12 protein-coding genes are annotated in these 11883 nt (G+C 56.9%); 8 read left to right on the top strand and 4 right to left on the bottom strand.

Features of this window, described 5'->3' with window-relative positions; translation table 11 throughout:
* Positions 1-32: 32 nt before the first annotated feature.
* Complete coding sequence (locus tag M0209_RS02630) at positions 33-1394, bottom strand: hypothetical protein (RefSeq protein WP_258886750.1); 1362 nt, start codon at positions 1392-1394, stop codon at positions 33-35.
* 277 nt (positions 1395-1671) lie between these two features.
* On the opposite strand from M0209_RS02630, the gene M0209_RS02625 reads away from it, so the two are divergent.
* From M0209_RS02625 to M0209_RS02615, 3 genes are all read left to right on the top strand, one after another.
* Positions 1672-3321, top strand: coding sequence for a recombinase family protein (locus M0209_RS02625; RefSeq protein ID WP_258886749.1), 1650 nt, complete (start codon positions 1672-1674; stop codon positions 3319-3321).
* Complete coding sequence (locus M0209_RS02620; protein WP_258886748.1) at positions 3290-3511, top strand: hypothetical protein; 222 nt, start codon at positions 3290-3292, stop codon at positions 3509-3511. Before M0209_RS02625 ends, M0209_RS02620 begins: the two co-directional genes overlap by 32 nt.
* Positions 3512-3716: 205 nt before the next feature.
* A complete protein-coding gene (locus M0209_RS02615; RefSeq protein WP_258886747.1) occupies positions 3717-4616 on the top strand; it encodes an ArdC family protein in 900 nt (299 codons plus the stop codon).
* A 30-nt stretch (positions 4617-4646) separates the two neighbouring features.
* Here M0209_RS02615 and M0209_RS02610 read toward each other — a convergent pair whose 3' ends face one another.
* Together M0209_RS02610 and M0209_RS02605 are read right to left on the bottom strand one after the other, a co-directional pair.
* Positions 4647-5201 (bottom strand): hypothetical protein, encoded by a 555-nt coding sequence (locus M0209_RS02610; RefSeq protein WP_258886746.1) that lies wholly within the window; start codon positions 5199-5201, stop codon positions 4647-4649.
* 874 nt (positions 5202-6075) lie between these two features.
* Complete coding sequence (locus M0209_RS02605) at positions 6076-6510, bottom strand: hypothetical protein (RefSeq protein WP_258886745.1); 435 nt, start codon at positions 6508-6510, stop codon at positions 6076-6078.
* Positions 6511-6618: 108 nt separating this feature from the next.
* Between M0209_RS02605 and M0209_RS02600 the strand changes: the two genes are divergently transcribed.
* Positions 6619-6870 (top strand): helix-turn-helix domain-containing protein, encoded by a 252-nt coding sequence (locus M0209_RS02600; RefSeq protein WP_258886744.1) that lies wholly within the window; start codon positions 6619-6621, stop codon positions 6868-6870.
* A gap of 53 nt (positions 6871-6923) precedes the next feature.
* Positions 6924-8087: a type IV secretory system conjugative DNA transfer family protein gene (locus tag M0209_RS02595; RefSeq protein WP_258886743.1), complete on the top strand. Its 1164-nt coding sequence runs from the start codon at positions 6924-6926 to the stop codon at positions 8085-8087.
* On the opposite strand, the gene M0209_RS02590 is transcribed toward M0209_RS02595, so the two are convergent.
* The gene (locus tag M0209_RS02590; protein ID WP_258886742.1) at positions 8080-8421 is read right to left on the bottom strand and encodes a hypothetical protein; all 342 of its coding nucleotides are present in this window, start codon (positions 8419-8421) and stop codon (positions 8080-8082) included. The two genes, M0209_RS02595 and M0209_RS02590, sit on opposite strands and share 8 nt — an antisense overlap.
* A gap of 132 nt (positions 8422-8553) precedes the next feature.
* On the opposite strand from M0209_RS02590, the gene M0209_RS02585 reads away from it, so the two are divergent.
* The 3 genes from M0209_RS02585 to M0209_RS02575 all read left to right on the top strand — a co-directional run bounded on the left by M0209_RS02585 (position 8554) and on the right by M0209_RS02575 (position 11881).
* On the top strand, positions 8554-8778 hold the full coding sequence (locus M0209_RS02585) for a helix-turn-helix domain-containing protein (protein ID WP_258886741.1): 225 nt from the start codon (positions 8554-8556) through the stop codon (positions 8776-8778).
* A 30-nt stretch (positions 8779-8808) separates the two neighbouring features.
* Positions 8809-9198 (top strand): hypothetical protein, encoded by a 390-nt coding sequence (locus M0209_RS02580; RefSeq protein ID WP_258886740.1) that lies wholly within the window; start codon positions 8809-8811, stop codon positions 9196-9198.
* 199 nt (positions 9199-9397) lie between these two features.
* Positions 9398-11881 (top strand): type IV secretory system conjugative DNA transfer family protein, encoded by a 2484-nt coding sequence (locus M0209_RS02575; RefSeq protein ID WP_258886739.1) that lies wholly within the window; start codon positions 9398-9400, stop codon positions 11879-11881.
* Positions 11882-11883 lie beyond the last annotated feature (2 nt).

Genomic DNA, 11883 nt, shown 5'->3' with positions numbered 1-11883 from the left:
ACCCGTTTTCGCGGGAGACGTCACAATATCGGTCAGGCCGATATTTTTGCGCTTCGCGCAAGAAATCCCAGCGCCGCAATCTCCGGTGCCGCTATCACCATTTCGGCCGGCAAACCAAACCTGTCCGCGAGCGCGTCGATTTTACCGCGTTCGCTTTGCGGGATGACATAGACGCCTCGCGTCTTGGTTGTGACCAGTCCGAGCTTCCCGCGCACCAACCAGCCCGTTGCCTTGCTCTCGATTGGTGCAGCACCATGCTCGGCCATCGCATCGTTGAACTGCGCGGTGATGTCAGCGAGCGTCAGATACGGTGTCGGTGCCACGCGGAACATCAGTCGCAAGACCTTGACCATCGTGGCGTCCGCTGAGGCGGCGCGTTTTGTTGTCACACGCGCCTCGCAAGCCACGAGGTCGTCCGCGATCTTAGTTCGCAGCGGTTCGTCGTCGATCAATGACAGCAGTGCCAAAGCCGACTGGTTACCCCGTGGAGACAGACCGTCGACCAGTCGACGAGGGTCAGGGCCGACCGCGTGTCGGGCCTGAAATCGCCATGCCAACAGCTTGTTACGAAGCAGCAGCGCATCAGACTTCATCGTATCGCTCAGATGGATATCAATGTCGGGACGCAGTGGCGCGTTACCGGTAGATTCGGTGATGAAACGGCTTTCAAGGGCATCGTCCGCAAAGGGTGCACGCATGGCGACGAGCTTGGGGCCGAAGACCTTGAACGCTTGCGGATTGAGTTCGCGATACCTGTTGGTCATGGTGCGGAGCACCGGCAAACCCTTCATCGTGCCGTTGTTGAGAATTTTGGTCAGATCGGCAGTGGCGTCCGAAAACCGTAGATCGGCTTCGTCGAGTATGAGGGTGCCACCAAAGGCATCGAGCACATGGAATATAGGGGAAACCGTGGATGCCCCCGATGCAAAGAAGGGCTTGTAGCAGAGCGATCCTATGGCGAGCAGGCGGCGGGTCTTGCCGCTACCGGGCATTCCTAAAAACCTGAGATAACCCAGTTCGTTGAACGCATCGTGCACCCATGTCAGCAGAACGTAATGAACGGCGATGTCTTCGTACAGTTCTGGCAGATCGACATGACGGTGGATGAACGCCTTGATGTCACCGATCAGTTCCGCCTTCGATACGCACTCGCCGACCGCTGACGGCAGCAGCACACATCCCGAGGTCAGCAGGTTATTGGTGGCGGCATACGGGATGAGGCGCTCGCCGGTCGGAAGATCGACCTGGGCCTCGACCGTTATCGAGCCATCAGGTGCACAGACGGCAAGTGCGGTGGTTGCCGTATCGGCGTCATATAGCAGTTCGACCATCGTCCCATCGGGGCAGACCCGCGAAATAGTCGGTATCGTGGTATCGGTTTTGGCAGGTGTCATTCCACCAGCATGAGGGGGACGGCACCTTAACGACAGGCGTCACAATACCGGTATGAGAGGTATTGTGACGCCTGTTGCTCGCTGTCTGTTCGTCGCACGATGGGGATAGCGCGATTCGCGTGAATCGGATTCAAAGCGTATGATTCCGGCGTTACCTACCCATGCACTCCCTACTCCCTATTTTCCCAATATTCCTCCTAACTTGCACAACGTCCGCGCGGATTCATAGCGACGGTTCGGAGGGACTTAGGGACGTAAGGGACGTATTCCGGCCCCTATGAGATATTTTCTTTATTGCCGAAAATCGTCCGAGGCTGAGGATCGACAAGTCCTTTCGCTCGAATCCCAACAACAAGCGATGCTACGTTCGTTCGGCGACCGGGATGACATCGAGGTCGTCCAGACCTTCGTGGAATCAAGGAGTGCCAAGTCCCCCGGACGACCGATATTCGCCCAGATGCTCGCACGGATCGAGCGTGGCGAGGCCGAGGGCATCGTCGCTTGGGCACCCGACCGACTGGCGCGCAACTCCATCGACGGCGGGCAAATTATCTATCTGCTCGATTGCGGCGTGCTGCATGACCTGAAATTCTCGACCTACACCTTCGAGAACAACTCGCAGGGCAAATTCATGCTGTCGATCATGTTCGGGCAATCCAAATACTACAGCGATGCCCTGTCGGAAAACGTCAAACGCGGCAACCAGACGAAGCTCGAAAAGGGCTGGCGACCCAACCATGCACCAATCGGCTATCTCAATTGTCCGGTGACGCGCACGATCCTGCCAGATGCAGATAGATTTGCGCTGGTGCGACGAATATTCGACATGTTCCTGACGGGCGTGCTTTCGCCGCGTCAGATCGCCCTCATTGCCCGCGACGAATGGGGTTTTGTTTCTCCCCGCAAACGACGCAGCGGCGGCAAACCGCTCGCTCTGTCCACGATCTACAAAATGCTGGGCAATCCATTCTATGCGGGCAAGATACTCTGGAAGGGACAGATATATCCCGGCCAGCATCAGCCGGTCGTCACCAAAGACGAGTTCGCGCGGGTCCAGTGGCTCTTGAAGCGTGACGGCATTGCCAAATCTTCCCGTCACGACTTTTTATATACCGGCCTCATTCGCTGTGGAACGTGCGGCATGATGGTGACTGCCGAGCAAAAGACGAACAGATATGGCTCACGCTACACTTATTATCACTGCACCAAACGCGGGTTAGGGCCGAAGTGCGTGGAACGCTCGGTCGAACAGGATGTGCTCGAACAGCAGTTTATCGCCTTCTTGTCATCCCTCGCCATTGATCGCGATGTTGAAGAATGGGCGTTCGATGCGTTGGAGCGCGAACGGGCTTCCAATCAAGAAACATTGGAAACTCAGCGTCGATCATGCTTGGCCGCTATGGACGAAAATGCGTCGCAAATACGCGAACTCACTGCCATGCGTTTGCGTCGCATGCTGTCCGATGACGAGTTTGTCCTTGAGAAAGCACGGCTCGCATCCGAGGGTGAAACGCTTCAAAAAGGGCTTGCCGAACCAGATCCACAAAATCGGTTCGAACTTTTGCGCGACGTGATTTCGTTCAGCAGATGCGCCGTGGATTGGTTTTTGCAGGGTACAAAAAGTGATCGTCAATTAATCATCAAAACGGTCGGTTCGAACTTTTTACTTAAGGGCAAAATACTGAGCGTTGAGGCCATGAAACCCTTCTCGGTGAACCCATTTTTTGGGCAAATTCCACGTCGGTGCACTGTCGTAGAGGATGTTAGAACTTTTTCTGACCAGACGATGGCGACCGGAAACCGGCTTCTCAAGGACATATCGGACAGCCTCGCAGACCCGAACAGGGAAATCGAGCTGCGTAGTCTTAAGCTGCTTCGGGATCGGTTTGCACCGGATGAGAGTCCGTATCTGGCAAAGGCCGCGTGATGAGACGGTAGAGATCGACGAGGCCAGTAGCGATCGGACGGGCATCTTCACGGGTCAGGCGGTCGCCGAACGCTCGTTCATACCGGCAAATGAAATCGTCGAGGTGTTCGTCGGCAATGAGCATGACGCTCTCAGTGTCATGCACCAGATCGAATGCTGCACGGCGGCAGATTATCGGGACAACCGATAACGCCGAAAATGGTGAGGTCGATATGTTCCCCGGAATAAGTCCCTTACGTCCCTAAGTCCCTCGACCCGCACCAGATCATCGGCCCAGCCGATATTGTGCCCCCGTGCCGACATCGGCCCCCTGCCCCACACTGAACCTCGGAACCTCCCTCGCAATGGGGAGCGCCTCAATCCTTGGGACGCTCCCGCTTGTGCAGGAGGAAAATATGAAATCCGATGTTCTTTCGAGTGAACGGTTCGATGTATATCGTGCCGTCACCAACACTATCGTTGCCGCAATCGAAGCGGGAGCCGGTGAGTTCGTTATGCCGTGGCATGGAAACGGTGTTGCCATCGCAAAGCCGCAGAACGCTCATACGCATATGGAATATCACGGCATCAACGTCATCGCGCTTTGGGCGCAGGCGTATGAGCAGGGATATCGCAGCGGGTATTGGGGAACATACCGTCAGTGGCAGGAGGTGGGCGCTCAGGTCGCCAAGGGCGAGAGGGGTTCCACCATCGTCTTCTTCAAACGGATCGAGGAGGAGTCGAAAGCCCAAGGGGACGAGCCTTCCATTCGGCTCTTTGCCCGAGCATCAAGGGTGTTCAATGCCGATCAAGTCGAAGGTTGGACGCCGCCGGAGGAGAGGCGTCAACCGGGAACCGGCGAGATCATGGAATCGGTGGCGTTGTTCGTGCAGGCCAGTAAGGCCGACGTGCATATCGGCACGATGGCTCGCTATAATATCCCCGGCGACTATATCGAAATGCCCGAGATCGGCCGTTTCATCGACACGCCGACAAGCTCCGCCACTCAGGCATACGGCGCAACGGTCCTCCACGAACTCGTACACTGGGCCGGGGCAAAGCACCGTCTCGATAGGTTCGGTGAACGATTGAAGATGGAAGACGTTGCCGCCGAGGAATTGGTGGCCGAGATCGGTGCAGCATTCCTATGTGCCGACCTGGGCGTGAGCAACACGCCTCGTCCCGACCATGCCGCTTACGTCGGGCATTGGCTGCAACTGCTCAAAAACGATACCCGTGCGATTTTTACAGCCTCCCGGCTTGCCAATCAGGCTGCCACCTATCTGCATGAGATTGTGGCAGCGGGAGAATGGTGACCTACAGCCTCCCTAGCGGGAGGCTGTTTTTCATTCGGGTTGGTCAAACAATGGCAGATCAAAAGCCGTTCTATATGCCTTCCTCATCGCATCGAAATCTTCAAACGACAGCCGAGTATCGCCCACGGTCGGACTGGCAGCATGAGCCGACACGATGGCAATCAGTGCTTCAATCGACGCTTTGAAGGCCTCGAGAAGGCGAAGGGACTTCATCGCCTTCGTCTTTTCGTCAGACTGGAACTCGGAGAAAATACGTGTGTAGGTAAGGATAAGCGCCGTCGGCAAACCCATACTCCGAGCCGCAATTTCAATATCGCCATAGTGAATATGCTTTTCGTTTCTCGTCGCTAGGTACAGCCACTCCGCCGTTCGTGGGTAGTGATAAAGGCGCTGCTCGTTAGGAGTTATTCGCGAAATGGCCCACTGGATCGCATCCGCAAACGGAACCGTATCCTTGCCGTAGTCATGCGCGATCACGTCAAAAAAGAACTTCCGAATCGAGTCGGGGTTTTTTCGCTCCATACCTTTCGTTATAGGCTTCCATCGACCGATTCGCCGATGCAGTCGCTGCTTGGCCTTTGGCACGTATTCCCCCCATTTACAGTATCGCTGGCAGTACCAGCCTAGCCCCGTATTTGGACGATAGTATCGTTTTCAGACTCATCCAAATGTCCGATTGCCTTCATCAAAAAATTTGGGGATAGCTTTCTACATCTGGTGGTAAATGGGGGGTATCGCCACCAGATGGTGCCATCTTGGCATACCGGCTGGCCCCGCCCAGCGCCACTCCAACGCTCGCCCTGCGGGACGTGCGAGCAACTAGAAGCCTTGCTTCTCTTTGGGTGGCGGTTTGTGTTTTCCACACCAAAGAAAGACCCCCAATCTTCCGCGCCATAGCTCGGAAAATCAGGGGTCTAGGTGACTGGGTTGCGGTTGGCGCCGCGCCCCCAGCCTAGCGGGGCTAGTCAACAACAGTCAGTCTAGGAGATTGGCCATGAGTCGAAATGCCCCGCATGCCATAATACTAACCCTCTTTTCCGGCCTTAGCCACTATGCCCTGTTGACATCCGACCTAGCGCATATGCTTGCTGGGCACGGTTCTATGCCAGAGTGGTTGGCACTTACAGATCAAGCTTGCCAGTTCCTGTTCTGGCTTGGTTCAGTGACCGTCATTGTGCACGCTACACCCTATATCGCAAGGTTCATTGTCTGCTGCGCCGAGGCCGTTATCAAGTTTTGGGAATTGAGTGGTCGCGCCTTTGATTTTCTGTGGCACCACACGTGGAGGCTGACGCGAAAAGCACTTCGGACAATGTTTTCGCGCCTTGCAACCAAACTTGAGGAACGCGACGGAGATTGCGTCACTACCGAGACGACAACGATCAGAGGGCCGTCGAACAGCCTTTGAAGACCGGCAGCCGCGCTTACGGGAGACTGCCATTTTGACGATTGTCGGGGATCAGAACCCGTTGGCTTGTATCTGCGATACGCGCCAGCCCGATTCCCAATGCTCAATCTGGAACTCGTACGTGACGTTGTAGGGTTCGTTGATATTCCAACCTGGGTGAGCGAACCCGTAGCACGCCTTATCCGGTGCCGTCTGCTGACCAAAATGCGTTTCAGGGTTGGTGACGATTATGGGAATGATCATCTTCACCTTCCCCGTGTCCTTCCCGAGGGTCGTGTCGACAATTTGCGGATCGCCGACCGAAAAGACGTCCGAACACATACTCATCTGAAACAACTGAGACTGCCATTTTCTGGCAAGGAGGCGCGCCTTGGCGTCGGCCATGATCCCCGTCTTGTCGGCGGCGCTAAGCCCACTGGCCCCCGAACAGGCTCCAAGGACGAGGACGCCAACCAGCGTCGTTCCAGATCGCAACACCTTACCCATCCGCCTTCCCCACCCATCTGTTCCCATTGCGAATGCTCAGCGCAGCTCGAAAGCAAGTCAATAGTCTATTTTGCACTATTCTAAAATGGCCTGCGAATGGGCGTGACTATGCCGTATTCACGCAAGTCCGCCTTCGAGCAGCCGTACATCGACATCATCGACCGGCTGATAGCGCGGCGGCAGGAACTCGGCATCACGCAAGCCGACCTCGGGGCGATGTTCGGCGACACCCAATCGGCGATCAGCAAAATCGAGCGGCGTCAGCGACGTCTTGATGTGTACGAATTCGTGAGATTCTGCCGGGCGCTCCAGATCGCGCCTGACGAGATTCTGCGTCCGTTGTATGAAGGCCAGCCATAGAGCGGATATTCTGCCCCCGTGTCAGTGTGGCTGCGTCCGCGCACAATGGCCCGATGGACATATCCTATTTCGCCGAAACCAACTCCCGCAACCGGTTCACGCGCTTCGGAATTAAACAGACCGACCGGCTGTCGCACATGTATATGCTGGGAAAGACCGGCGTCGGGAAATCGACGCTGATCGAGACGCTGGCGCGATCCGATCTTGAGCATGGCCGAGGGTTTGCCCTCATTGATCCACATGGCGACCTTGCTGAGCGGATGCGGGATGCCGCCAGCTTGAGCAGACGCCCGTTTATCTATCTGGACGCCGCAGCACGCCATCAGCCCTATGGATACAACCCGCTACGTCGGGTGCGCGAGGACAAGATACCGCTGGCGGTTAACGGTCTTCTCGACGCCATGAAGAAGCTATGGGGCGATGCTTGGGGCGTTCGCATGGAACACGTCCTTCGCAACTCCCTCTATGCCTTGATCGAGCGCGACGGTTCTGTCCTTCCCGATGTTCTCCGCCTCTACGGCGACAAGACATTTCGACAGGGGGTGGTGCGCGGGATTAGGAGCGACGTGGTGCGTCGCTTCTGGCTTGACGAGTTTGAACAGCTACCGGATCGTTTGCGCGCGGAGATGGTCGCACCGATTCAGAACAAGCTCGGTGCGCTCCTTACCGATCCACGATTGTATCGGGCATTGGTCGCACCTGAAATCCCCATCAGCTTCCGCTCCGTTATGGACACCGGCGGCATCTTGATCGTGAATCTCGCCAAAGGACGGATGGGTGAGGACAGCGCCAACATTCTCGGTAGCATTATGGTGGCAACGATCGGACTGGCAGCACTCAGCCGATCAGAGACGTTCATATCCGAGCGTCGTCCGTTCTTCCTGTATGTCGATGAGTTCCAGACGTTCACCACGCTCGCCTTCGCCAACATGATGCCGGAAATGAGGAAGGTGGGCTTGGGTTTGGTCGTCGCACACCAGTATCTCCATCAGCTCGACGACGACGTGCGACATTCGGTGCTGGGTAACGCAGGGACGCTCGTATCTTTTCGAGTGGGGCCGGGGGATGCCAGCGTTCTAGCTCGCGAGTTTCAGCCGACCTTCGACGTTCTCGATCTGCTCAATCTGCCCAACCATGCCTTCTATATCAAGCTGATGATCGACGGGACACCAAGCAGGGCGTTTAGTGGTCGGACATTTGCACCGGGCGCTATTTGAACTTCACCAGCGTTCCGCAGACCAACACCCTTCCCTTCGCGCCGACCGAATTGGGCGTCTCCCACGAAATCGTCATACCGACCACGGCATCGGCCCCGTTGCGCTTGGCGACATCGGCCAAGGCCGACTGTGCATTGTTCAGCGTCTTATCGAACCCATCCGCCATGGTCATCGGCGGATACATTGCCGCCGCACAAGCACCGTCGATGACGGTATGTGGCCGACCGACGTCGGAGATCGTCACCATCTGAATCGTCGCCGCTTTAGGACTGGCAGCGAGCGCTATCGTCGAGAACGAAGCCGCTGCGATGGCAACAAGGTGACGTGCATTCATATCCGACAACCCCCGCATCAGACCAAAGTATATGAATATCATATATCCGAAGATCGTATCTATCGGAAGTGGCTCAATTTCACCTGTCCCAAGGTGCGTGTGCCGAAATCTGTGTTCACTCCCGCATATGCCGTGCTGCTCGACGTGCTCGTCTCGGCAAGGAAGTCTGCGGGTGTGACCCAGCTTGAACTGGCAAGGCGCTTAGGGCGACCACAGCCGTTCGTTTCCTATATCGAGCGTGGGGAACGTCGGATCGACGTGATCGAGTTTTACGTCATTGCCCGCGCGCTTGGCTGCGATCCGCGCGCGCTGTTCGAGCGCATTGCAAGCCAATTACCCAAGGACGTGACCATATAGCTTTCATCTAAAATCCGGGGGGACAAAACCATGAAGCTGCTCATTCGCCGTAGCCAAAAATCCAGCCTTATGGGCAAGGCTATGTTCGTGTTTGAGGTTCGGGCCGAGATCACGGATGCCGAGCGCGAACATATCGCGCGATACAAGCTCGGCGACACCCTGCTTTATGAAAGGAGCGACACGCGGGCCAAAGGCACGGGCGTGATGGGCTTCACGGCCGCCGTTGCCGCAAACATCGTGCTGGCTTCCATGAACATCTCCGTGAAGGTGAGCGACCTCACCAACGGCAAGAAGATCGAGTGCAAGGACATCATGGAAATGCTCGCCGTCGAGGGGCAGATCAAAGAGGCAGCAGCAACCTTCAAGCAGGTGCTCGACGCCGCCGCGACCTTTGGCGGCGAGGAGGTCTTGGAACTCTGAGGTGGCATGGGGCAATCTCAAATCGCTGTTGAGTGCCAATCCTCGAAGCACCGAGCTTCGCGATACCCGCGCAGCATGGGATAGTGTGCAAGAGCGCTGGCACACATCGGTGTTCGCCGAGACTCCGCCCGAGGGATTTGTCGCCAAATGGCTCAGTGACGCAACCGACAGCGTCAAGCGCGCGCCCGCGACCGAAATCTTGGTCGAACTCTATATGGCAAGCGATGCCATATTGCGGCGCGAAGATATCATGCCGGTCGCCGCATTGTGGGAGAGCATCGAGAGCGATCTTGAGGTGGCGGTGAACTTCCGCGCCATGATCGAACGACGCAAACGCTGGATCAGCGACCCCGACTATTTGCTGGGTATCGTCGGCAGGCGCTTCACCTCCCTCTACGAAAGCGTCTTTGCTGCCCTTCCCGAGCCGTGCTTTTCGCCCTGGAGCGACGATGCCTTTGGGGTGCCTTTGATCGAAATGGTCGAAGACCCCCATGAGCTTCTGAGCAGCATCATGCTGTTTCCGTATGACGACGACACGATACGATACGGGCTATTCGACGATCTACAGCGCACCCTCACCCGCAACCTTATGGTGGCGTCGGGATTTAGCCCAACTGACAACCCGCACGAACGCGCCGAGCGATTGAAGCACCCGACCCACCGCGACATGTCAGGAAAATCGCTCGACGAATTGGTCGAACTCTATTTTGCTGACACGCCTTTCCTGAAATTGCTGCGGTTGCCGGTGCCGTTCCACGTTTCTGACGAGGCGCGCTTCGAACATTGCCACATCGTCGGCGGCACCGGGCACGGAAAGACCCAGTTGATGCAGCGAATGATCTATGCCGACCTACGGAAGGCGCAAAGCGACGAGCGATCGGTTGTCGTCATCGACAGCCAAGGCGACCTTATCAACAAGCTAGTGCGGCTCGACCTGTTCGATCCCCTCGCACCGAACTCGCTTGCTGAGCGCCTCGTTTTGATCGACCCGTCCGATGTCGACTACCCCGCGTCGCTCAATCTGTTTGCAACGAACACCAAGCGGGTGGACGGATACGATGCTGCCGACCGCGAGCGGGTGTTGAACGGCGTTATCGAACTCTACGAAACCTTTTTCGGTGAGATGCTCGGTGCGGAGCTAACCCAGAAGCAGGGCGTCATCTTTCGCTATCTGGCGCGGTTGATGCTCACCATCCCCGACGCGACGATCCACACGCTCATGCAGCTAATGGAGGATGGCCGACCGTTCAAAGAACATATGGACAAGCTCGACGGGTCGGCGCGCTATTTCTTCGCCACCGAGTTCTTCCATCCGTCCTTTGCCGCGACCAAAAAACAGATCCTCAAGCGCCTATGGGGTGTGCTTTCGACCCCGGCCTTCGAGCGCATGTTCGCGCAGACGGCCAACAAGCTCGATTTGTTCGCAGCACTCCAATCGGGCAAAATCATCCTCGTCAATACGGCCAAGGACATGCTCAAATCCGATGGCAGCAGCCTATTGGGACGCTTCTTCATCGCCATGCTCGCCCAAGCCGCGCTTGAGCGTTCGACTGTGAAGGCAAGCGAGCGAACGCCCACCTTTGTCTATATCGACGAGGCGCAGGAGTATTTCGACGACTCAATTGAAACGATCCTCTCGCAAGCCCGTAAATACCGGGTGTCGCTGACCTTGGCGCATCAAACGCTCGACCAGCTCTCGACGGGACTGCGTTCGAGCTTACTTTCCAATACCAGTTTCAAATGCGTGGGCGGTGTGTCGAACAAGGATGCCCGAACGCTTGCGGGCGAGCTTCGCACCACGACCGACTTCATCGAGGACATGCGGCGCAAGGGTGATCGCAGCGAGTTCGCGGTCTGGCTGAAACACGCGACGCCTCAAGCTATCCGGCTGTCAGTGCCACTGGGCTTTGTCGAACGACAGCCGATCATGGCCGAAGAATCCTACGCGGCGCTGCTTGCCTTGAATCGCAAGCGATATTGCGGGACGCGCGCCGATATCGTCGATTTTGCACCCATCAGCATTCCGAAAGCGACGACCGAACCGGTGACGCAAGCGCCGTCACCCCCTTCCCCACCTCTCGATACAGTGCCGCCGACCCCAACAGAGCGTGGCATCGAGCCACTTCCCGAGCCGGTCGAATTCACGCCCGATGGGATCGGACCGACCACAAGCGAGCTTGGCAAGGGCGGGCCGCAACATCGCTACGTCCAACACCTAATCAAAGGCATTGCCGAGGAACGGGGCTTTCGCGCTGTGATCGAGCAGCCGGTCGAAGGCGGCAGTGTCGATGTCGCCTTGTATCGCGACGGCATTGCGCTTGCCTGTGAAATCTCGGTTACGTCCAAAGCGCCATATGAAGCGCACAACCTTGCTAAATGTCTGGATGGTGGTTTCAGCCGTGTCTTTGCGATTGCCACTGACGCCAAGCGCCTGCGCGCCATCGAAGACGCTGCCAATATCACCCTATCGGACGAAGAACTGGCAAAGATTGAGTATGTGACACCCGATGCGTTCGCCGAAACGCTTGATGCGCTATTTGTCCCCCCAACCGAAACAACCGTGCGCGGATACAAGGTCAAAGTGTCGAAAACCCGTGTCGGCATTACCGAAGCACGGGATCGCCGCGCTGCCGTTGCTCGGGTTATCGCCGGGTCATTGCGAACGCTGCCGAGCGAAGGCTAACA

This window comes from Sphingomonas sp. SUN039 (genome assembly GCF_024758725.1).
GTDB lineage: Bacteria > Pseudomonadota > Alphaproteobacteria > Sphingomonadales > Sphingomonadaceae > Sphingomonas_O.
The sequence above is the reverse complement of the archived record's forward strand: the minus strand, read 5'-3'. Positions and strand labels throughout refer to the sequence as shown.

Excerpts from the sequence above, each read along its gene's own strand:
- M0209_RS02630 (WP_258886750.1), bottom strand. The coding sequence starts at position 1,394 with ATGACACCTGCCAAAACCGATACCACGATACCGACTATTTCGCGGGTC.
- M0209_RS02625 (WP_258886749.1), top strand. The coding sequence starts at position 1,672 with ATGAGATATTTTCTTTATTGCCGAAAATCGTCCGAGGCTGAGGATCGA.
- M0209_RS02620 (WP_258886748.1), top strand. The coding sequence starts at position 3,290 with ATGAGAGTCCGTATCTGGCAAAGGCCGCGTGATGAGACGGTAGAGATC.
- M0209_RS02615 (WP_258886747.1), top strand. The coding sequence starts at position 3,717 with ATGAAATCCGATGTTCTTTCGAGTGAACGGTTCGATGTATATCGTGCC.
- M0209_RS02605 (WP_258886745.1), bottom strand. The coding sequence starts at position 6,510 with ATGGGTAAGGTGTTGCGATCTGGAACGACGCTGGTTGGCGTCCTCGTC.
- M0209_RS02600 (WP_258886744.1), top strand. The coding sequence starts at position 6,619 with ATGCCGTATTCACGCAAGTCCGCCTTCGAGCAGCCGTACATCGACATC.
- M0209_RS02595 (WP_258886743.1), top strand. The coding sequence starts at position 6,924 with ATGGACATATCCTATTTCGCCGAAACCAACTCCCGCAACCGGTTCACG.
- M0209_RS02590 (WP_258886742.1), bottom strand. The coding sequence starts at position 8,421 with ATGAATGCACGTCACCTTGTTGCCATCGCAGCGGCTTCGTTCTCGACG.
- M0209_RS02580 (WP_258886740.1), top strand. The coding sequence starts at position 8,809 with ATGAAGCTGCTCATTCGCCGTAGCCAAAAATCCAGCCTTATGGGCAAG.